The 21,123-nt window shown below is 40.0% G+C and carries 20 protein-coding genes; 11 read left to right on the top strand and 9 right to left on the bottom strand.

Translation table 11 applies throughout. The features are described from left to right. Positions 1-35: 35 nt before the first annotated feature. From V7K25_RS08390 to V7K25_RS08370, 5 genes are all read left to right on the top strand, one after another. Positions 36-551 carry a L,D-transpeptidase gene (locus V7K25_RS08390; RefSeq protein ID WP_335156868.1) on the top strand — a complete coding sequence of 172 codons (516 nt, stop codon included), beginning with the start codon at positions 36-38 and terminating at the stop codon, positions 549-551. 491 nt (positions 552-1,042) lie between these two features. Further along, the gene (locus tag V7K25_RS08385) at positions 1,043-1,582 is read left to right on the top strand and encodes a L,D-transpeptidase (protein ID WP_335156866.1); all 540 of its coding nucleotides are present in this window, start codon (positions 1,043-1,045) and stop codon (positions 1,580-1,582) included. Between the two features lie 204 nt (positions 1,583-1,786). Then, complete coding sequence (locus V7K25_RS08380; RefSeq protein WP_335156895.1) at positions 1,787-2,341, top strand: Uma2 family endonuclease; 555 nt, start codon at positions 1,787-1,789, stop codon at positions 2,339-2,341. A 70-nt stretch (positions 2,342-2,411) separates the two neighbouring features. Continuing rightward, positions 2,412-2,537, top strand: coding sequence for a hypothetical protein (locus tag V7K25_RS08375; RefSeq protein ID WP_335156864.1), 126 nt, complete (start codon positions 2,412-2,414; stop codon positions 2,535-2,537). 6 nt (positions 2,538-2,543) lie between these two features. Continuing rightward, a complete protein-coding gene (locus V7K25_RS08370; protein WP_335156862.1) occupies positions 2,544-2,648 on the top strand; it encodes a plasmid stability protein stbB in 105 nt (34 codons plus the stop codon). On the opposite strand, the gene V7K25_RS08365 is transcribed toward V7K25_RS08370, so the two are convergent. The 6 genes from V7K25_RS08365 to V7K25_RS08340 form a co-directional block, all read right to left on the bottom strand. Next, the gene (locus V7K25_RS08365) at positions 2,649-4,247 is read right to left on the bottom strand and encodes an Hsp70 family protein (RefSeq protein ID WP_335156860.1); all 1,599 of its coding nucleotides are present in this window, start codon (positions 4,245-4,247) and stop codon (positions 2,649-2,651) included. A 671-nt stretch (positions 4,248-4,918) separates the two neighbouring features. Continuing rightward, complete coding sequence (locus V7K25_RS08360) at positions 4,919-5,962, bottom strand: RelA/SpoT domain-containing protein (RefSeq protein WP_335156858.1); 1,044 nt, start codon at positions 5,960-5,962, stop codon at positions 4,919-4,921. Between the two features lie 399 nt (positions 5,963-6,361). Beyond that, positions 6,362-6,601: a hypothetical protein gene (locus V7K25_RS08355; protein ID WP_335156856.1), complete on the bottom strand. Its 240-nt coding sequence runs from the start codon at positions 6,599-6,601 to the stop codon at positions 6,362-6,364. A gap of 334 nt (positions 6,602-6,935) precedes the next feature. Beyond that, complete coding sequence (locus tag V7K25_RS08350; RefSeq protein WP_335156854.1) at positions 6,936-7,919, bottom strand: polysaccharide deacetylase family protein; 984 nt, start codon at positions 7,917-7,919, stop codon at positions 6,936-6,938. Between the two features lie 280 nt (positions 7,920-8,199). Beyond that, the gene (locus V7K25_RS08345; RefSeq protein ID WP_335156852.1) at positions 8,200-9,084 is read right to left on the bottom strand and encodes an aspartoacylase; all 885 of its coding nucleotides are present in this window, start codon (positions 9,082-9,084) and stop codon (positions 8,200-8,202) included. A gap of 51 nt (positions 9,085-9,135) precedes the next feature. Beyond that, on the bottom strand, positions 9,136-10,191 hold the full coding sequence (locus V7K25_RS08340) for a glutathione S-transferase family protein (protein ID WP_335156850.1): 1,056 nt from the start codon (positions 10,189-10,191) through the stop codon (positions 9,136-9,138). A gap of 691 nt (positions 10,192-10,882) precedes the next feature. Here V7K25_RS08340 and V7K25_RS08335 point away from each other — a divergent pair. Together V7K25_RS08335 and V7K25_RS08330 are read left to right on the top strand one after the other, a co-directional pair. Continuing rightward, on the top strand, positions 10,883-12,370 hold the full coding sequence (locus tag V7K25_RS08335; protein WP_335156848.1) for a galactose oxidase-like domain-containing protein: 1,488 nt from the start codon (positions 10,883-10,885) through the stop codon (positions 12,368-12,370). Positions 12,371-12,434: 64 nt separating this feature from the next. Next, positions 12,435-13,586, top strand: coding sequence for a hypothetical protein (locus tag V7K25_RS08330; protein ID WP_335156846.1), 1,152 nt, complete (start codon positions 12,435-12,437; stop codon positions 13,584-13,586). A gap of 455 nt (positions 13,587-14,041) precedes the next feature. Here V7K25_RS08330 and rbsK read toward each other — a convergent pair whose 3' ends face one another. Then, positions 14,042-14,959 carry a ribokinase gene (gene rbsK / locus V7K25_RS08325; protein WP_335156844.1) on the bottom strand — a complete coding sequence of 306 codons (918 nt, stop codon included), beginning with the start codon at positions 14,957-14,959 and terminating at the stop codon, positions 14,042-14,044. Between the two features lie 145 nt (positions 14,960-15,104). Here rbsK and V7K25_RS08320 point away from each other — a divergent pair, with 145 nt between their 5' ends. Further along, positions 15,105-15,344, top strand: coding sequence for a hypothetical protein (locus V7K25_RS08320; RefSeq protein WP_335156842.1), 240 nt, complete (start codon positions 15,105-15,107; stop codon positions 15,342-15,344). Between the two features lies 1 nt (position 15,345). On the opposite strand, the gene V7K25_RS08315 is transcribed toward V7K25_RS08320, so the two are convergent. Next, positions 15,346-16,662: an Nramp family divalent metal transporter gene (locus V7K25_RS08315; RefSeq protein ID WP_335156840.1), complete on the bottom strand. Its 1,317-nt coding sequence runs from the start codon at positions 16,660-16,662 to the stop codon at positions 15,346-15,348. Positions 16,663-16,971: 309 nt separating this feature from the next. Here V7K25_RS08315 and V7K25_RS08310 point away from each other — a divergent pair, with 309 nt between their 5' ends. The 3 genes from V7K25_RS08310 (at position 16,972) to V7K25_RS08300 (ending at position 19,891) form a co-directional block, all read left to right on the top strand. Beyond that, positions 16,972-18,780 carry an ABC transporter ATP-binding protein gene (locus V7K25_RS08310; RefSeq protein WP_335156838.1) on the top strand — a complete coding sequence of 603 codons (1,809 nt, stop codon included), beginning with the start codon at positions 16,972-16,974 and terminating at the stop codon, positions 18,778-18,780. A 39-nt stretch (positions 18,781-18,819) separates the two neighbouring features. Beyond that, positions 18,820-19,248, top strand: coding sequence for a beta-carboxysome assembly chaperone CcmS (gene ccmS / locus V7K25_RS08305; protein WP_335156836.1), 429 nt, complete (start codon positions 18,820-18,822; stop codon positions 19,246-19,248). A gap of 82 nt (positions 19,249-19,330) precedes the next feature. Continuing rightward, positions 19,331-19,891, top strand: a complete 561-nt coding sequence (locus tag V7K25_RS08300; RefSeq protein WP_335156834.1) for a shikimate kinase — start codon at positions 19,331-19,333, stop codon at positions 19,889-19,891. Positions 19,892-19,999: 108 nt separating this feature from the next. Here the strand turns inward: V7K25_RS08300 and V7K25_RS08295 are convergent, their stop codons facing one another. After that, on the bottom strand, positions 20,000-21,031 hold the full coding sequence (locus tag V7K25_RS08295; RefSeq protein WP_335156833.1) for a hypothetical protein: 1,032 nt from the start codon (positions 21,029-21,031) through the stop codon (positions 20,000-20,002). Positions 21,032-21,123: the final 92 nt, after the last annotated feature.

Below are 21,123 nucleotides of genomic sequence, written 5' to 3'. Positions count from 1 at the left end.
TAAGACCCCATGAGTTGAGTGTGAGTGTATCTAAAATGAAAAAGCTAATTCATCCTGACTGGGTGCGTCACTTAAAAATACTGCTTACTGGTACAGCACTGTCTTTAAGTGTTTTTACTACTACTGGAACGAGTGAAGTTTGGGCGAATACCAAAGATCAAGTGATTGCCCAAACAATCCAGACATTACAACAATCAGATAAACGTTGGATTCAAATTGATCTTTCAAAGCAACGATTAATAGCTTGGGAAGGTGACAGAGTAGTTTATGGAAGTGCTATTTCTTCTGGCAAAAAAGGTACTCCCACTCTTGTTGGTACTTTTAAAATTCAATCCAAGTTTAAAACAACACGGATGCAGGGGGAAAACTACGATGTTCCCAACGTTCCTTATGCGATGTTTTACCAAGGTAATTACGGTATTCACGGTGCTTACTGGCATAAAAAGTTTGGCACACCAGTCAGTCACGGCTGTATAAATGTTGCACCTAAACATGCTAAATGGCTATTTGATTGGGCATCCGTAGGCACACCAGTAGTTATCCAAAAATAGTAGGGAAAGGAACCAAAAGGCAATTTAGAGAAAATAATTAATAACAACAAATCAAAACAATTGAGTGATTCCCAGCAACATTTTATGCTGGGAATCTTCGGAGTCGGAATTACTAAATTTGGAATAAAATATAGAAGAGGGCATTTAACGATTTGCCCAAGGAAATAAGCGTAAATCCTGACAATTGCCGTGTGAAATTAAAAATGCAAATATAAATTTTGGGAAAGTTTGTATTTAGGCATTTAAATGACAGATTTTTTGTAAAAGAGTCCTTTGTAATTAGTCATTAATTAGAACTCATCATTTAATTAAGGACAAATGGCAAACGTGCAAATTGGATGCAGATTAGCTTAGGACTTGTTTTGAAAAAGTATTAGCGGATGAATTGCGTAAATCCTCAACAGGAAGCGAGTAGTCTATCTGGAAATTTGTAGTTTTCCAGAAAATTACTTCACTTCATAGTTTTTGCGTAGTTTAGAAGGTGAGGCATAATGCAATCTTGGATTCGCAGTGATAGGATTCGTTCTTCAGGAACTTTTTGTACAGGCGTGGCGCTGATGGTGGCAACTCTATTTTCTTGGTCATCACCTTTAGCAGGTACACCCAACTTTACTACAGCAACAGCCGCGTCAGTGGATGAAAACAGCATCACTGCATCTAATATCAGGCAAACATCCCAACTTCGCTGGATTGAAATTGACTTGTCAGAGCAACGCTTACGTGCATGGGAAGGTAAAAGACTTGTTTATTCATATCGCATTTCTGGAGGCAAGCGATCTACCCCCACACCCATAGGTAGATTTCGGATTAATTCTAAGTATCGTACTCATCGGATGCGAGGGAGGGACTACAATATTCCTGATGTTCCTTACACAATGTATTTTTACAGAGGCTATGCTATCCACGGTGCTTACTGGCATAATCGGTTTGGGACTCCAGTTAGCCACGGTTGCGTAAATTTACCTGTTAAGCAAGCTCGCAATCTTTACAGATGGGCTTCAACGGGAACTTTAGTAGTGGTGCGGAAATAATTCGTAATGACGCTCGTTCGCCCTTGGCGTCTCCCCTTGGGAGAAGACTCGCTAACGCTGCGCTAACGTAATTAAGAGTTGCAATTCTGTCTTTGATGTATGGACAGGTGCGTTCACGGAGTTAAGCACCTGTCTATACATACTGCTAGACTAAAAACACATCTTCGAGGGATTTAGGAGCGATGAGCTACTCAACTACTCACCCTGGAGGAGTTTCTGAAGCTCCCAGAAACAAAGCCTGCGAGTGAATATATTAATGGTGAGATTATTCCTAAACCAATGCCGAAAGGGAGACACAGCCGCTTGCAAGGCAAACTCGGTGCTGTTATTAATGAAGTCACGGAGAATGAGAAAATTGCTTATGCATTTCCCGAATTACGGTGTAGCTTTAGCGTAGGCGTAGCCCGCCGTAGGCATCGCTCAATTGTACCTGATGTAGCTGTATTTCAATGGGGACGCATACCTTTCACCGTTGATCGTGAAGTACCTGATAATTTTGAACTTCCACCAGACTGGACGATTGAGATTCTTTCGCCAGAACAAAAACCTAACAAAGTAATTGGCAACATTCTCTACTGTCTAAAGGATGGTAGCCGCCTTGGATGGTTTCTTGACCCTAATGATTTCAGTATTTTGGCATTTCTACCAGAGCAACAACCAGTATTACTCCAGGGAGAAGATTTTTTGCCTGTATTACCAGAAATTCAACTTGCACTAACCGTCAATCAAGTTTTTGGATGGTTCAAAATGGGCGGTTAGAAATAACTTATAAAGTGGGTAGGCGTTGCCCATCGTAGCTTCTCTGGCGAAAAAAATATAGATATAAATCATGTCTATATGGTTCGAGAATTTTTTAGAAAATAACTGTCAAGTATTGCCTATCAACATTGAAATTGCCAAACGTTCCGGTGAATTGCGAGGTCAACTAAGATTAAGTGGGAAAACACACACCTAAGCAGATATGATGATTGCTGCTACTGCTCAAATTCATCAATTGACTTTAGTAACGCACAACATCCGGGATTTCGACGGTTGCGGTATCCCACGTTTAAATCCTTTTAGTTAATTAACTCAACTGTGCCACAAGTTGATTTTCCAAGAGCGTATCATTGGTTAACAAGTCCTCAACGGTGATTCGCAAAAAGCGTTGTTCATCAACTTGAAAGAGAATTTTTATCCGATCGCTTCCAGGATATCCGGCTGGTGTAAGTTGGGCAATCGTTCTCGCGCCTTCTTGATCGTTGAGAGGTTTGACGCTGGTTTCAGTATTGTCCATCCGGCGAGTAATCAAGCGATCGCCATCGAAATAAACTTCAGTACTACCCGTATCTGCTCCCAATTCTCCCATAATTAATTCAATGCTGGGCTGATTTTCCAGTGAAGCGCCTAAGACTAATTCCACTGGCTGACTCATCGGGTATGCTTGTCCCGCTTTAATTAAAGAATGCCATTTGTGACGCTGATTGCGACGATCCCAGTAGCGAATACCATAACTATGATACAGAAAATCTTTGATTTGTATCCCTTGTGCTAACTGTAATGCACCTTGAGCGATCGCTTCAAAGGGACGTTCGCAACGGATTTTTTCTGGCTCAAAATACTGTTTTATCCATGTCTGCACTGCTGGCAATTGCACTGTTCCACCAACTAACAAAACTGCATTGATATCTGGAAGTTCTATCCCTTGGCGTCTTGCTTGCTGCAACAGTGTTGTCATAGATTCATCTAGTAACTCAAAAAATGCATGTTCTTTAAGGATATTTTCAAAAGTATCGCGGTTTAATTCCAGTTCATAGCTTTCAAATGTCTCATCATCAAAATAAACTTCACTAGCTTGGTTTTGGGTTGATAGCTGAATTTTTACCCGTTCTGCCAATCTCGTTGTCAAGGGACTTATCGCCAGTTCTTGAGTTTTGGCAAAGTAATCTACCAACCAATTATCAATATCAGTACCGCCCAAATTTTGCCCAGCTTTCGCCAGGACACGGGCAGTTTTAACTTTTTGTTTTGAATCTTCAGCCAGAGACTTATTACCCCACTTGAGGAGAAATCCGAGCGGCTTTGTGGTTGCTTGTACGCTTTGATCCAACCGGACAAGGGATAGATCCAAAGTTCCACCGCCAAAGTCAATCACCAAGAGAATTTCTTGATCTGCCAAGCCATAACCCAAGGCGGCAGCTGTGGGTTCATCCAGCATCCGCACTTGTTCGACAGGGAGGGCTTGACAAACTTTCCCCAACCAGTGACGATAAGCTTCAAAACTGTCTACGGGTACGGTTAATATTAGAGAATCTAACCCCCCTTCCTGGGGAGCTAGTTCTTCAATTACTTTGGTGAGGAACCATTGCCCTACTTGCTCAAAGGTGACAATTTGTCCATCTAGTTCGGGTAAGAAACCTTGGATATCTGCACCGATACCGCGTTTGAAGCTGCGGAAAAATCGCGTTTCGCCTTTGAGGTCAAGACCGCGATCGCGTACTTGTTGCCCTACTAAAACTTGATTTTTTGTTGCATCTTCAACATAAACCAAGCTGGGAATCAGTGGTGGATTGAGACTTTGTTTAATTGATAAACCTGGTAGATTCAGGGTTTCTGGCTGTTGGGTTACAGGGTTCCAACGAGCAATGACTGTGTTGCTAGTACCAAAATCGATTGCGATCGCCATATTTTATATCTATTCTCTCGCACGAAGAGGCCAAAGCTGCTTTATTTTTGATTATTCTCTATAAGCTACCAAGAAAGCAAATGCACCCATAGGCTTACTTCTTTGTATCCCAACCCAGATATTGATTCAGTCTGTTGCAGCTAAGTGTTAGCTGCAACGGATAGCACAGTTAGACAATGATCCTGGGTGAATGGCACTAAGAAAAGAGAAAATCGTTGAGGCAGCAGGGGTGCAGAGGAGCGGAGGAGCAGGGGAGAAAGAAGAAATTTTAGGCATTGCGTTCAGATATTTAGAAATTCCCCTCTGCCCCCCTGCTCCCCTGCCCCTCTGCAATCCCTACGCCGCTTACCTTTCAGCTTAACTTAGTGCCATTCGATCCTGGGTTTTGACATGTCCAGGAGTTGCAATTAACTCATAGTTTTTCAGCCGAATTCGCTCATGCCAGTAGTCAAACAATGCCTTGCTATCGTCGATTAGGGACTTCCAACAAATAAATTACCCAATCTTGTGGGGTGGGCATCTTGCCCGCCCATATACAAAGGCGGGCAAGATGCCCACCCCACAAAAAGTAGTTGAGTATTTTTTTATTTGGAAGTCCCTTATTGTGCGATCGCTTGAAAATATCCTCTGCGATGACGGATATTGATTGTCTGAGGATTCTAGGGATTCACTTATATTTCTTTTGCTAGAACTTCGTTAAGTTTGTCTAAAAATTCTTTAGAGTCAGCAAAATAATTTGGATATGCTTTTTTTAATGTCTTTATTGATTTGGCGTTAACTAATACGATATCTACTTCTTTTGTATCTTTGTATTTTTTCTCAAAATTATTATAGTCTTCAGTTGCTTGAAAACGGTATGTTTCTTTGTAAGACCATATTTGAACATCTTGTTTATCAATATTAAGCAGAATCAGAAAATAACCACAAACATCATTATTTCCATTATCAGTAATTAGATGAGTTGAGACTGAAAATGCTTGAAGTTTTTTGAACACTTCTAATTCTGTTACTAATATATTTACTTCTTCTTTAATTTCTTTTAACTTTTCATTGGTTATATTCTCTGGTAAACAATTTTCTAGAAACGCCAAAAGTAAGCTTACTAACTTGAAAAAATGTAACCATTTTTCAGAGCCTTCTCCTGATTTTAGAGATTGTTTTAAGAATGTTCCTGCAACTTCTACTGCTGTAGCCCATGAGTGCTGTATCTTTGTTCTTACTTGTATTTCAATTGTATACCCATTATATATATTATCTTTTTTACCTTTGTATTTATAAATTAAATGTATCCCTCTATATCCTGAACCTTTAGGATTTTCGATATAATCATTTTGCTTTACCAATTCATTTTTTGTTTTGCTATTCAATAATAAGTCTCTTAAAGCATGTACTTTTTTTACATCAGATAAAACTACTCTACATCCTCCAATATCCTGCATTGTATGTAATCTCATATTAGGAAGGCGTTTGAGTTTTCCTAGTATTGATGGAACACGCTTTAATCTTTGGGTAATTATTGCATTTTTTTCAACATTCTTTACCTTCGACCTTAATAAACTTGCAATAATATGTAAGGTAAATGTATATGATGACCTCCAATTGCTGACAATATCTAATGCTTCTAGATTTTCTTCTTCAGATGAATCCGAACTTATTAAAATATCACCTGCTCTGCTTACTGCTTTCTTACTAGATTTTGGTTCAACCCAAGTCATATTTTTATGATCAGCGATGGGAGATTCGTGGAAAAGTAAAGCTTGTGGAAGTGCAAGTTCGATTTTTTACTGAAGTTATGGAATGTATCTAAGAGGGCGAGAAGCGACATCCTAAGCAAGATATCAAACTAGGACCAAAAGGAAAAAATGGCAAACCTGCTTATGTAGATTATTTATATTGTTAAACTTCCTAAGCGATCGCTGGAGGAGTTTTGTCGCTGGGTATACCGCTTTATGGGAAATGCTCAGTTCATCTATCCTCAACATCTAGCTGAACAACACCAGAAATTTGCTCGTGTATTAATAGATCGGTATTCTTGCAAAGCTACATAAATTAGGATTTTAGTACAGAAGTTGGGTCTAACCCGGAGTACCGGGTTAGTGATAGATAGTTTACGCTCAATCTTCATGTCGTAACTGCCATACTGCACCGAAAGCGGCCCCAGCCCCAGCTAACAATCCGGTACTCATTCCTTGGATAGTTTTTTGGATCGGATCTTGGGTTAGACACTCACTTGTAACCTTACTGTCTTCCAAGCAAAGACTGCTTTCTGCCCAAGCAGCAGTACCTCCTAAAATTACACCAGTTATACTACAGCAAACAACTAGCAGCAAAAGACGTTGGGTTTTTCTTACCATAGATAGATGTGTCAAAAATTAGAGATAGTGATTCACTCTCAATTACTTTACACATACTTGCTAGCAAATGTCAGCTGGTTTTAAGATAATTTGCTGATATCAAAACTTAGATAACGATTAAAAAATCTGATTAGACATCGAATTTAAAAAAATAACCTCTGGGAAAGGGATATCACCAGAAGTTTTTAATAAATACATTGGAATAGGGAAGTATTATAAAAATAAATTTATCTTTTTGCCAAGACTATTTTCTCTTTTTCAAAAACAGATCAAAGTTAATTTTATTTGTAATTAAGGATACAAATTGCACTTATCAATCGCATAGCTCATATTTTTACCTTTTTTGAGGTACTAATACAGGCAGTTGACGGGCGCTGACTACGGATTTGGCGTGTTGTCCAACAGTCAAAACATTAAACTGACTGGATATAAGTTCCAAACTTTTGTTCACTATTGCCAGCTTTTTATAAGTGGGAAGGCTCATTCCAGGGAAGAATGATAGCTCTGGGACATCCTCTTGACTTACAAAGTCTGTAGGATGGAATAGCAAAGAAGGCTGTACACGCGTCAGTTTACACAGCCACAGGGCAATTCGCAGGTAGAGTAAAGCCACTTCCGAAGAAAATGTACTCAGATACATTATGTAACTAAAGTGAATTGGCACTTTGAAAATTGGCATGGTGGTAACAGGAATTTCTGTTAGTCTATCCTTACCCATCTTCCACTGGTAAGGTTTCAGAGGCTGTAAACCCTCTTTGAAACCACCAAAAAGGGCTTCCCGTTTCTTGCGTTCTTCCTTGCTCAGTTTACAAGTCATCAAATAATATGCTCGGGCGATAGGCCCCAAAAATGTAGGGAAAGTCGAAGCATCATACTCATATCCCCGTCGTGCTAAGACTTTCAATACCGCAGGAGAGAAACTGTATCCAGGTCCCCGGAAGCCAATAGGATGTTGATGAGTGACGCGTTTGATATGTTGTTCGGCTAAAACCACCTCTTGTTCAATCTCATCCTCTGAATAGAGATGGAGCCAAGGATCGTGGTAGAATGAATGATTGCCTATTTCGTGGCCGGCGGTAGCGATCGCTTGTAATGCCTTGGTGTTCTTTTCCAATGCTGCATCTTGACCGACAATGAAGACTGTGATTGTCAAATCCCATTGCTGAAAAATATCTAAGAAACGAGGGACTGCAATATCCAAGTAAGAGGGAAAAGTCTCCCAACCCGGAGCGCCCTGATTTTTTAGAAAAGACCAAACATTATCCAAGTCTAAAGAAAGACTGGCTATTGGTTTGTTTCCTTGCCGCTTGATATTCATTATTTTTAAGCGTAAATATAATGTTAGATTCAGGTTTTATCGATCAAGTTTTCTACCTCGACTCAGCGCTCCTTTAATCTTGACTCGATCGGCCTTTCGGACAATTTTTACCCTGATATATAATAATTGCTGGTCATCAATATAATATCATAACCAAGAAATATGTAAACATATAAGGCAGTTTTAGCAATGCTTTATATAAATAATTGATGATTTGGATGCTCAATTTTTATCATCACTTCCAAGAAAAAGCGATTGCACAAAAAATCCTATACACATCTTAGATATTTATTTGCTGCTTCTGGGTAAAACACATTGCAATTCCTTTTTCGTAGTAAGCTGCCTCATTAATAAAAATCGGCCAAACGGTAGATGCTCCCTCATAAAAAATCGTCTTATCGTCAAAGGTTATAAAAATTGGTTCTCCTGGGTTTAAGGCTTGATAATCTTTATCCTGAAGCTCTGGATGAATCATCCCAAAGATTGTGCCATCCTGATCTTTTGGATAGTCTACAACTGATAAATGGTCATATAAAATCAACGTTTCGTTAGTTGATGGAATTACCCCTTGGTTAAACCGTTCTAGATAGTCCAAAACGGCATAAACAAGTTCTTCTGTTTGTTGGAATAGCGTCGCTTTTAAGAGTCCTTGGGCAATAGGGCCAACCTCGATCGCAAAGCCTAATTCACACAGAGAATTTACAAATGGGTTTTCTTCAATTGATTTAAAAGAACAACGATAAACCCTAACTAAAGGATTAATCTGGCTCAGATAAGCAGCCAATATCAAGTTTAAGGGATGACTGTTTACTAAAATAATTGTCAAACCCATATTAGCTGTACTGCTGTGCAAGTCTAAGATAAAATCAGTTTGTTTATCTTTGTTTGATGCTAGAGTCTGCTGGATTGATTTAGCTTGCAATTCTTCGTAACTGCTCAGAGTCGGATCTTGTAAATCTTGCTTGAGAAAACAACGATTTAAGTCCTTCGCTACATATCGCCTCCCCGCCGCAAAAGCATTAGGATTTGCTAACAGAGTTACTGTCTCAAAACTTTGTCTAGTAATCAAGTCGGGAAACTGAGAAAATTTTTGGATCAGGTAGGCTCCTGTAAACTCATTGCCATGAGTTCCACCGACAATTGCAACTCGATTAATCTGGCTCACGATTCATCAACTCCAGAATGCAGCTATCGAGATATTAGTTCTCAATTTACCTTATGAAACATTCACTTTGCCAATGCGATCGCGTCCAGATGGTTGATAAAGATAAGACATATCAGGCCCATCGGGAATTATCCCGCCCGGATTGAGTGGGAATAGGTTCCCATAGTAGTCCCGCTTCACACTTTCTACATCGCAGGTGTCAGCTACACCTGGAAGCTGATATAAATCACGTAAATAAGCTCCCAAGTTCTGATAGTCTCGAATTCGCTGCCTATTGCACTTAAACAACCCATAGTAGGCACTATCAAACCGAAATAACGTCGTGAATAAACGGACATCTGCTAGGGTGAGATTGTCCCCACACAGATATCGACTAGTTTGTAATGCAATGTCAATCTCATCGAGAGTTGCGAACAGTTCATTACAGGCTTGATTGTATGCTTCTTGGGTTTGGGCAAAGCCGCAGCGATACACACCGTTATTTACCGCGTGATAAATCTTTTCATTCCACCAGTCAATTTTTTCTTTGAGTGCTTCTGGGTAAAGATCGAGCGTGGGATTATTGGCGAACTGGTTAAACTCAGAGTTCAGCATGACGATAATCTCTGAACTCTCATTGTTGACAATAGTTTTTGTTTGGTTATCCCATAGTATTGGAACTGTAGAGCGTCCACTGTAACCAGGTTCCGCCAACTGATAAAATTCAGCCAGTGTGCGACAACCTTCTTCTTCCTCGTTGAATATCCAACCACCTTCAATGGGAGAAGGAGAGACGATACATACTGATATTACCGCTTCGAGTTTTTTAAGCGATCGCACAACTAGGGTTCGGTGCGCCCAAGGACACCCCAGCCCAACATAGAGTTTGTACCGCCCTGCTGCTGCTGGGTATGGATTTCCTTCTTCTGTGCCAATAAACTTCCGAAACTGGCTATTAGGACGAACATAAGCTCCCGACTGATTGCTAGGAGCCAGCTTTGACATCATAATCCGCCACATAGTCGTCCAGACAAACTTTCCCAGCCAGATGATCAGCTTGGGGGGTAGTGTCCTGCCCTTTTTCTTGGGAAGATTTTTCTCGTCATTCATTTGAGTTGAGTTGCTCATGGCGACAATCTTGCTTTGGCAGCGATTAATCTTACCACTGTTTCTACTAAGCAGGTTTCGATTTTTACAACCCACTTTCACTTTTACTAGTTTACTTTACTACGCTTTGGCTGTATTTTATATCATTCTCATGGCTAAAAAATTTGTCTCAAATTTGCGATCGCTTGCGATCCTCTAAATTTTATTAACTATGTATTAAGTATTGTATTATACTTGTAATTTGAATTCCATATCATCATTTTTCTTTGAATACAAAATAATCTAAAAATGTTTTAATTTGCATCTTCTAAAAAACCAATCTCTTGTAGAGTAGGCATTTTGTCCTCCTAGTTATGCAAATTAAATGTGCGACACCTGAGTGTTCAAAACTAATTACAAATCGAAGGTCAAATACACAATTTTTGACTCAATGATGCTCAATGCCAAGCCCTGAAAGGTATCCACATCAAATTTAAAACCGTGGTTCATCCTTTCCGAACAAAGACAGTGCAAGGCTTAATTAGATACTCAATAACAGGTAAAATTGACAGCGTAATTACTAATAAAAAATCGGTATTTACCTAATCTTGTTATAAAAAACATGACATCTTAACATTAAAGAAGCCTACAAAGTATAGATATAATTTTAGGAATCAGTTACTAAGACGAAGAACAAAAACATAAAATCTACTTAGGAAGAATTGTAAATAAAGTGACTCAATCTCATAACAACCCTAACCTTCTAGAGGAAACAAATTTAGGGACTTTCATCGCTCAGGCTACTACCACAGACAAATGGCAAGTATTGCCGTATAGTGCTCCAATCCTGCCTATACATGCCGCTTTACTTCGTACTGGTAAAATATTATTTTTCTGCGGTTCAGGTAATGATCCTAGTCGGTTAAATACTCCCTATGACAGTGTAGTTTGGGATGTGAGCAAAGGAACCTTTACCAATCAAAAGGCTCCATTAGATAGCAATAATCAACCGATTGATCTATTTTGTGCTGGTCAATCCTTCCGCCCTGATGGTGGGTTATTGGTTGCGGGTGGAACTTTACGCTATGACCCATTTTATGGTTCACCCTCTGCTCTGATATTTGATCCTATTGGCGAGAAATGGTTCAAGATACTACCAATGAATAATGGTCGCTGGTATCCTACTTTGTTAACACTAGGTAGCGGTCGGGTCTTTGCAATATCTGGGCCGGATAAAGATGGCAAGCTCAACAAACAACCAGAAATTTATTCATATTTCTTTCCAAATGGTTGGAACGCTTTTCCAACAACTAGTTCCTTCCCGGCATACGCAAATCTGTTTCTACTCAATAGTGGAAAGCTTTTTTATTCAGGTGCCCAGATGGGTGGCAACAATGGAGTAGCGCCAACTATACTAACCCTGCCAGGGACATTTACAGAATCCATTACAGAAAAAGTGGTGCCAGGGCTGCAAGACCCAGCCTTCGGAAATCAAGCTACCAGTGTGCTTTTACCACCTGCACAAGACCAAAAAGTGATGATTATCGGTGGGGGTAGTGGTAATACGGCAACAAACAGGGTAAATATTGTAGATTTAAAACCTACTAACCCAACTTATGTAGCAGCAAAGCCTCTAAACTATGCTCGGATGCATCTTAGTGCAGTTTTGTTGCCCGATCGCACAGTGTTTGTTTGCAATGGTAGCAAAATGAATGAGGACATAAGACAATCAATGCTGCCAGCAGAAATCTACAATCCAGCTACAAATACCTGGACAGTAGTAGCTAAACAAAATGTCCCCCGTGTATATCACTCAGTGGCCTTGCTCCTACCAGATGGTAGGGTAGTCACAGCAGGGGGTAACCCTAACCGGACTATTAATGAACTGCGATTAGAAATCTACAGTCCTGCGTATATGTCGCGATCGCGCCCAATTATTCAGAGCGCTCCTCAAGTATTGACCTACGGACAGCAATTTACAATTCAGACACCCCAGGCTGGCAATATTAAATGGGTCAGTCTAATTAAACCAATGGCAACCACTCATTCCTGCGATACAGAACAAAGGTTAGTGGATGTGCGGATTAATTATAGGAACTCTACTTCTCTAAATGTCACGCTAGCAACCAATCGAAACATAGCAGTACCAGGCTGGTACATGCTTTTTATTAGTGACAACAATGGAACACCCTCAGTAGCAACCTGGACGCGAATATCATAACTTTACCTGTTTATGTTCAATACACTGCTACTTAATAAAAGTCATTAATTCTAGGAGTGGAAATATGAGCTTCAAGCTATCACGTCGGCAGTTTGGTCAGTTGGTACTTGGTGGAACTATAGTATCTGGGCTTAGTTATTTAGGCAAAAAAACTTTAGCGCAAACACCAAGTTTCAAAATTGTAGGGATAGGTTCTGGCTCTATCATCAGCACAGACCAAACGGTTAGTCCAGAGGTAGATACCACTGAATTAAATAGCATTACCGCAAACGTTGTACCTACAGATATTAAGCCTTTAGGGCTAGGACTTGTTTTAGACTCCTTTGTTTTGCAATCCTTAAATACAGGAAGGGTTCAGCTTCTAAGTCCACTAGTTACTCAAATACTTGCCGAGCGCGGTACAGCTTTAGTACAGTCTAATGAGGCATTGAGTAGCTTCGCTGTTTTAAGCGATGGCACAATTGCCCAGCTCGGTACAGCTTTAGGAAAAGTTGATGAGATATTGAGTAACCTCGGTTCTTTAACGAATGGCCTAGTTTTCAATCAGGCTCCCAATCAGGCTCCCAATCAGGTTAGACCTTTAGTAGAGACTAATGAGACATTGAGTGGCTTCACTTCTTTAAGCGATGGCACACTTGTCGTAGCCGCTACTCCTGTTACCACTGGTAGGAAACAGGTGACACCTACTCGCATTACATTTTTGGGTACGCCTGTAAAAACTTTGATAATCTCAGGACTTAAACAGAATCAACAGCTTGGGAGCTTGCTAGGCACTAGTGATGGGCGACTCATCGGTTTAGTAGGTAAGAAGAACGGTACACCGCCGATTACATTGGTAGATATTGACATTCAAACAGGAGAGATCACTGCTATTAGTAGGGTTAAATTTCCGAAGGATGAACGAGCCAGTAATCTAGCACAGTGCCCAGATGGAAAACTCTATACATCTTTAGTGGGATTAAATGGCGATACAACTTTGGTGCAGCTAGACTCAAATCAAAAAAGCCCGATCCGACTGGCACAATTGAAACTTAATGGTAGAGCATGGAATAATGGCTTACAAAGCTTGGTTTGCTCTGGAGCAGGTCAACTCCTAGCATTTGGAGCGCAGAGGTATGAGACACCTAATGCTGTATATAGCATAGATAAAAATAGTGGAAACATGACCCGGCTACAAGACTTTGACGCTGCCCAGATTACCCTTGCTCGTAGCTAGAAGGAATTGAGTTGATATGTATGGAAATCGTAAATTGTTTTGAAAAAATTTAAGTATTTTTGTAAGGTGTGTTGGCGGAACGTAACCCACCAAAAGACTAAAGTGGTATCATACTTTCTGCGCTAACACACCCTACATGGATTTCAAAAATAAAATCGGAGTCCCATAGCTAAAAAATGCTGGGAGCATCCACTTTTGGCAAAAACATAATTGTTTGATGCCAATAACCCTACTATATGGTTGGTCTAAAAAAGCCGATCTACCAAAAGTGGATGCTTCCAAAATGCGAAGCCCTCAAGGTCAAAAGAAGCAGGGGAGCAGGGAGCGGGGAGCAAGGGAGAAGACTGAGACGGAGCTTGTACTCTGCCCCAGTTCAAGCGCCCTAAAAGAGCGGGGCTTGTTCCCCCTGCTCCTCACCCCCTTCCCCTTTGACTCTTCGGTAAGATGAGGGCTTTTTACCTTTCTTTAAGAAACGCATCAAATGTAAACCTATCCGGTAACGAAGTTTGTGCGCCTGGTTTTGTCGTCGCCAAAGCACCGGCTGCTGCACCCCAAACAACTGCTTGATGTAAAGAAAGTCCTTCAAAAAGTGCCGCCGTCAAACCGCCGTTAAAAGCATCGCCAGCAGCTACTGTGTCAACTGCATGAACTGGAAAAGCGGGTACAAAAAACTTTTCCTCAGCAGTGGCACAAAAAACACCTTTAGCACCCAGTTTAACGATCGCACATTTCACACCTCGTTGTAATAAAACTTCAGCTGCTTTGGCTGCAAGTTCTTCTCCATCTACAGTAAAACCCACTAACTGCGCTGCTTCAACTTCATTCGGTGTAATAATGTCCACCAACGGGTAAAGTTCATCTGGCAAATCAGATTGTGCGGGTGCAGGATCGAGAATTACCCTTATTTTATTTTTTCTTGCGGCTTTAGCTGCTGCAACCACAGCAGCAATCGGAATTTCTAATTGTAAAAGCAATGCTGTCGCTTCTGGTAATAAATGGGACAATCGTTCTACATCTTCTTGATTGATACACCCATTTGCACCAGGAATTACAATAATTTGATTTTCACCAGCATGATTTACGGCGATGATGGCGACTCCAGAACTAACAGTCTCATCCACGAAAATATTTTCAATCTGCACACCAGATGCTTGTAAATTGTTAATAAGTTCCATACCAAAATCGTCTGCACCTACACGCCCCACCATTTGGGTAGGAATTCCCAATTTTGTTAATGCTACGGCTTGATTGGCTCCTTTGCCTCCCGAAACTTTAAAAAATTCTTCTCCTAACAACGTTTCTCCGGCGACTGGCAAGTGGGGTGCTGTTGCTACCAAGTCTATATTTATGCTGCCGAAGACGATAATGCTCATTTTTGTTGATCTTTAAAGTCATTTAGGCTAATACTACAGCAAGCGATCGCAACCGTTGTTCCATCAATGGTAGAGATCAAATATAGCGGTTCTCGTTTGCATGAAGTACATTTTTTAAACCTTACTCCCAATCCCTCTCTTTGGTATGTCATTAATCACCCGTAGGTCTGCATCTGCACTTAGCCTTTCGAGTTTAAGACTAACTATCTTACGAGAACCAATACTCAAAGCATATATGTCGGATGTATTACCATTATTCAAGCCACCAAAGGAATTATTGTGTATGCCGTCAAATTTCAATACACCTTCAACCCCAATCAAGTTGCTACCAATCGTATTCTCAGACGCTGGGCGCAGCAGCGCTGGGTTGTTTGGCGTTACTTAGTCTAAACTCCAGATCCTAAGATACTTTGTAATAGCAACCAAACATTTAAGCCAACAATAATAATAGCAACTAACCAGGCTAAAGATTTTAACCACAAAGGATTTACAAACTCACCCATCAAACGGCGATTACTCGTAAACATCACCAATGGGATCACTGCAAAGGGTAACTGTAAGCTGAGGATAATTTGACTGAAAACTATGAGTTTACTTGTACTATTTTCACCAAAGATAATGATTGTAATTAACGCTGGAATAATAGCAAGTAAACGGGTTATTAAACGGCGTAACCAAGACGGAAAGCGAAATTGCAAAAAGCCTTCCATAACAATTTGTCCTGCTAGAGTTGCAGTTAGCGTTGAACTTTGTCCCGAAGCAAGTAAAGCAATACCAAAAACAGCACTAGCAGCACTTACTCCTAACAATGGTGAAAGTAATTTATAAGCATCTTGAATTTCTGCCACATTCTGATTACCAGAAAAATGAAAAGTTGCAGCAGACACAATTAAAATTGCTGAATTTATAAACAGTGCTAATGACAAAGCAAAAGTTGAATCTATTGTACCAAACTTAATTGCTTCCCATCTTTTTTTAGTATTAGGTTGCCAATTACGAGTTTGCACAATTGAAGAGTGTAAATATAAATTGTGAGGCATCACTGTTGCCCCTAAAATGCCGATAGAGATGTAGAGCATTTCTGAATTCTGTAAAATCTCTTTCTTGGGCAGATATCCTAACAAAATTCCCCCCATATCAGGGCGGGAAAACAGAATTTCTGTTATAAAACAGATGCCTACTGTTGCTACCAGCATTATTACCAGAGCTTCTGTATAGCGAAAGCCTTTATGTTGCAGGAATAACAATACCAGAACATCTAGTGCTGTGATGCAAACACCCCACACTAAGGGAATACCAAATAAAAGTTGTAGTGCGATCGCACTTCCTAGTAGTTCTGCTAAGTCACAAGCTGCGATCGCAATTTCACACAGTACCCATAAACAAAAGCTTACCCTTCGGCTGAAATAGTCCCGACAAGCCTGTGCCAAATCTCGCCCCGTAGCAACTCCCAAACGTACACATAATGATTGGAGTAATACCGCCATCAGGTTCGACAGCAAAATCACTGTTAACAGAGTGTAGCCAAACTTTGACCCCCCAGCAATGTCTGTTGCCCAATTTCCAGGATCAATGTATCCGACTGAAACCAGATATCCTGGCCCTGTATAAGCCATCATCTTGCGCCAAAAGCTGCTGCTGTTAGGGATTCTAATACTGCGGTGAACCTCTGGTAAACTAGGTTTGTTTTCTGGTGGAGTCATTTACTTTGCCGTTAAATATTCTCATATTCTTTTCATAATGTCAGAAAATATAGAATAAACATCAATCTTTAGGCGAATAGGATCAAAACACTTGGGTTAGGTATATTTCAATTGCTCTACTTGGAGAGTACCTTGGGGCATTGGTAAAGACCTTGAGGGTGGATAATAAAATAGAAGCGGCAATCGGGCGATCGCACGAATAAATTACAGTAGATTCGCTGGTAATAGTAGAGCAATTCCTTCTAATTTGTTGGAAAGTCCTAATAGTGAAAGTAATTCTCGCTATATTAAAATAAACCGCAAAAAGCCGTGGCTACTGTATTAAAATCTCATTGGGCATCAAGAAGGCGTAAACATTCAACGCATCCTCTCCAGCGCTTGCTTGAGTATGGACACCAGTATCGTAAACAAATTTGGCTGGCGACTACTTATTCTACTCTCAATAAATTTTTCGACTTAGCACCACCCGGCTTAATTGGCGTGGCGGTGGATGTGGTAGTCAAGCAACAAGATTCGATAATTGCCCAGTTAGGGGTACGCGATGTCTTTCAACAATTTTTGATTATTTCTTTCCTCACTGTCATCATTTGGATACTAGAATCTATTTTCGAGTACGCCTACGCTCGACTTTGGCGGAATTTGGCTCAAAATATTCAACATGACTTGCGTTTGGATGCATATAAACATTTGCAAGAGTTGGAATTGGCTTATTTTGAAGAACGTAGCACTGGCGGTTTAATGTCTATCCTCAGTGATGATATTAACCAATTAGAGCGATTTTTGGATGGAGGAGCTAATGATATTATCCAAGTTTCTGCAACTGTTTTAATTATTGGCGCTGCTTTCTTTATTTTGGCTCCAAGTGTAGCGTGGATGGCTTTATCACCGATGCCATTTATCCTCTGGGGTTCCTTTGCTTATCAACGACTACTTGCACCTCGTTACGCTGATGTGCGCGAAAAGGTAGGTTTCCTGAATTCGCGTTTGTCAAATAATATTAGCGGAATTACTACTATTAAAAGTTTCACCGCCGAAACTTATGAAGCCTATCGTCTGGAATTAGATAGTGAAGCTTATCGCCGGAGTAACTCTAAAGCAATTACTCTTTCTGCTGCTTTTGTACCGTTAATTCGGATGCTGATTTTAGTTGGTTTCACAGCATTACTTTTATATGGCGGGATGGCAGCAGTTTCTGGAAAAATGTCTGTAGGTACTTACAGCGTATTAGTATTTTTAATCCAGCGATTGCTATGGCCTTTAACTAGATTAGGCGAAACATTTGATCAATATCAAAGGGCAATGGCTTCGACTAATCGAGTCATGAATTTGTTGGATACTCCCATAGCTATTCATACAGGTGATGTATCGTTACCTGTAAATGAAGTGCGCGGTGAAGTGCAATTTAAAAATGTTTATTTTGCCTATAAAGATAGATTTCCAGTTATTAAAAATCTGTCTTTAGATATCCCGGCGGGGAAAACCATTGCAATTGTCGGTTCAACGGGTTCTGGTAAAAGTACTTTAGTCAAACTTTTGTTGCGGTTATACGAAGTGCAAACGGGAAGTATTACTCTCGATGGCATTGATTTGCAAAGTTTGAATTTGCAAGATTTACGCCGTTGTATTGGTTTGGTGAGTCAAGATGTCTTTCTATTTCATGGCACTGTAACAGAGAATATTGCTTATGGTAGCTTTGAGAATACAGAGCAAGAAATTATCACGGCGGCGAAGATAGCCGAGGCGCACGAATTTATTATTGAATTGCCCGAAGGTTATGAGACAATTGTGGGGGAAAGAGGACAAAAGTTATCTGGTGGACAAAGACAACGGATTGCGATCGCCCGTGCAGTCTTGAAGAATCCGCCCATTCTGATTTTAGATGAAGCGACCTCAGCAGTGGATAATGAGACAGAAGCAGCAATCCAGCGATCGCTAGAACGGATTACAGTAGATAGAACTACAATTGCGATCGCTCATCGTCTTTCCACTATCCGCAATGCCGATTGCATTTATGTCATGGAACATGGGAAATTAGTAGAGTCGGGAACCCATGAGCAATTGCTGGAGAGAGACGGTATTTATTCCGGCCTCTGGCGTGTACAGTCAGGTTTGAGATAACTTTCGCGCAAAGTTTTGTGTCTTCATTACGAATTATTTATGTTTTTTGGTAATAGTCAACCAGAATCAGGTGATACTAAGTGGCGTCGCCAGTTGGATAAATTTGTGAAAGCAAATCAGCAGGAATTGGCGGCGTTGTTTTGGGGATTGTGGTTAGCAAATGGTGAAAGTCTTGGTACTGTTGGTATTGATTTGCAACCAACGCCGCATTTTGTTTATTGTCCGAAAGAGCAGATAGAGAAGTTAAATATTCAAGTTGAAAATCGGCTGCAAGAAATTTTGGGAATTGTGGAGAATCATAAGCCGGATGTGGAAGTTGTGATGATTGGGATTGGGAAGGGGGAAATTAAGTTAATTCAGTTTGCACCGGAACCAGCGCCACCGATTTGTTTTGAGGAAGTTGGCAAGGATGTGGATGGGTTGTTGGATGTGCTGGAAGAGAGGATGAGTCAAGAGTTGAAGTTATGACTACCTAAGCTTTCAAGTTTAGTAGTAGGTGCAGGCGGAATTTATTTATATAGCATTGTTTCTAATCTTCAGGCTTTTTAAAATGAGTCGTAATATTTCAGATATTATTCTCATTGGGCCAATTAGTACAGGTAAAAGCACCCTTGGAAAACTTCTCGCCCAGAAGCTAGGTATTCCACAGTGTTCTATGGACGATGTACGATTGGATTATTATAAGGAAATAAATTACGATGAAAAACTGGCAAAGGAAATAAGAGCTAAAGTTGGACTCCAAGGTATTTATCGATATTGGAAACCCTTTGAAGCCTACGCGGTTGAAAGAGTACTTTCTGAATATAGCAATTGTGTTATTGATTTTGGCGCAGGCCATTCTGTTTATGAAGATGATCAGCTTTTTAAGCGGGTGCAACAAGTTTTAAAGCCATATATAAATGTCGTCTTGATTCTTCCTTCTCCAGATTTAGAAGAATCTATGCAAATCCTCAACGATCGCAACGGTGGTATTATTAGTAATGGATTTGATTTGAACGAACATTTTCTTAAGCATCATTCAAATTACGATTTAGCAAAATTCGTTGTTTATACAAAGGCTAAGTTACCTGAAGAAACAGGAGACGAGATACTTAAAATTGTAAAACTTTAAAACTGATTGCTTGTTCTAAAATGGTAAGCTAAAAAACATTTAACGCAAAGGGACGCGGAGGGAAGCGCAGAGGGACGCAAAGGAAGATAAGAACTCTGCGCTTGTTGTTTAGTTCATTGCTTTGTGGAAGTCTGGGTAAGTTAGATTTTCGGCACAATGCCAGATAATGTTAAATACGGCTTCGTAGCGATATGAATTGTTTTTGTAGAACTGTTTATTTAGATAGTCTTTTAGGGTTATGACTACTTGTGGGAAATGTTCTTTTTGGAGGATTTTTGTCAAATCATCAGCTATGTCTAAAAGACAAGATTCATAGGATAGCCACTCTGAAGGAAATAAATCTCCATTTTCATTTTCTTTAACCGCAAGATCCTGATAGGTTTGAATTAATCTAATAAAGACGGCAATTAATTTATTTAGTTTTTTGGTTTCTAATTTTATGCTTAGGTTAAATTGTTGTAAATCATAAGCAGCACTTGTCAAAATTGATTCATGCTTTGTAGTGTTCAATAGTCGAATTAGAGTATCAAACGACTGTTGATTATTAGAGTCTATTTTCAGCAAGTTGAAGAGTGCATTTAGAGATGTACGCTCATCTTTTAATTTAACCATTTTCCACATTGCTTTAATTACTTGCTGCTGGTAGTCATTAGTTTGCATCAATATGTCTGCTGCATAAAAATATACACATTCTTCCTCAGAAGTTTCAAGCATCTTAGATAAAGTACTAAGTGCCATCCTGTTGCCTGAATCGAATTTTCCTAGACAGAAAGCAGCCTTAAAGCGGAAAAATTCATTCTGAGTGGTTTTAATTCTCTCAGTTAAAATAGTAATTACAGCTTTGTTACCTGGGTCAATTGCCATCAGATATATCATAGAGATATAGAGCAAAGATGTATTCTCGGTAGTTTCGAGAATCTGGACTAAAGTATTTAACGCTATTGCATTACCTGGATCGATATCCCACAAAGCCTTAGCTGCATCTGAACAAATCACATGATCTTTGTATCTTTGAATGAAATCAATCAGGGTAGCGATCGCAATCCGATTGCCATAAGCTATGTTTCCTAAAGCTTTAATCGCACCCTCATATATGTCTTCTAACATCAACCACTCATTTGCGATCTCATCAGGCTTCATTGGGAGCATCCCATTTTTGCAAAGACATTAGATAGCAAGTTGACCATTGAGGTAGGCACAGCGAAGTTGTAGTATGGACGGCACATTGGCAG

The organism is Nostoc sp., assembly GCF_036919495.1.
Taxonomy (GTDB): Bacteria; Cyanobacteriota; Cyanobacteriia; order Cyanobacteriales; family Nostocaceae; genus Nostoc.
The sequence above is the reverse complement of the archived record's forward strand: the minus strand, read 5'-3'. Positions and strand labels throughout refer to the sequence as shown.

Coding starts and splice junctions, on each gene's coding strand:
- V7K25_RS08390 (WP_335156868.1), top strand. CDS start 36: ATGAAAAAGCTAATTCATCCTGACTGGGTGCGTCACTTAAAAATACTG.
- V7K25_RS08385 (WP_335156866.1), top strand. CDS start 1,043: ATGCAATCTTGGATTCGCAGTGATAGGATTCGTTCTTCAGGAACTTTT.
- V7K25_RS08375 (WP_335156864.1), top strand. CDS start 2,412: ATGTCTATATGGTTCGAGAATTTTTTAGAAAATAACTGTCAAGTATTG.
- V7K25_RS08370 (WP_335156862.1), top strand. CDS start 2,544: ATGATGATTGCTGCTACTGCTCAAATTCATCAATTGACTTTAGTAACG.
- V7K25_RS08365 (WP_335156860.1), bottom strand. CDS start 4,247: ATGGCGATCGCAATCGATTTTGGTACTAGCAACACAGTCATTGCTCGT.
- V7K25_RS08360 (WP_335156858.1), bottom strand. CDS start 5,962: ATGACTTGGGTTGAACCAAAATCTAGTAAGAAAGCAGTAAGCAGAGCA.
- V7K25_RS08355 (WP_335156856.1), bottom strand. CDS start 6,601: ATGGTAAGAAAAACCCAACGTCTTTTGCTGCTAGTTGTTTGCTGTAGT.
- V7K25_RS08350 (WP_335156854.1), bottom strand. CDS start 7,919: ATGAATATCAAGCGGCAAGGAAACAAACCAATAGCCAGTCTTTCTTTA.
- V7K25_RS08340 (WP_335156850.1), bottom strand. CDS start 10,191: ATGAGCAACTCAACTCAAATGAATGACGAGAAAAATCTTCCCAAGAAA.
- V7K25_RS08330 (WP_335156846.1), top strand. CDS start 12,435: ATGAGCTTCAAGCTATCACGTCGGCAGTTTGGTCAGTTGGTACTTGGT.
- rbsK (WP_335156844.1), bottom strand. CDS start 14,959: ATGAGCATTATCGTCTTCGGCAGCATAAATATAGACTTGGTAGCAACA.
- V7K25_RS08320 (WP_335156842.1), top strand. CDS start 15,105: ATGTCATTAATCACCCGTAGGTCTGCATCTGCACTTAGCCTTTCGAGT.
- V7K25_RS08315 (WP_335156840.1), bottom strand. CDS start 16,662: ATGACTCCACCAGAAAACAAACCTAGTTTACCAGAGGTTCACCGCAGT.
- ccmS (WP_335156836.1), top strand. CDS start 18,820: ATGTTTTTTGGTAATAGTCAACCAGAATCAGGTGATACTAAGTGGCGT.
- V7K25_RS08300 (WP_335156834.1), top strand. CDS start 19,331: ATGAGTCGTAATATTTCAGATATTATTCTCATTGGGCCAATTAGTACA.
- V7K25_RS08295 (WP_335156833.1), bottom strand. CDS start 21,031: ATGAAGCCTGATGAGATCGCAAATGAGTGGTTGATGTTAGAAGACATA.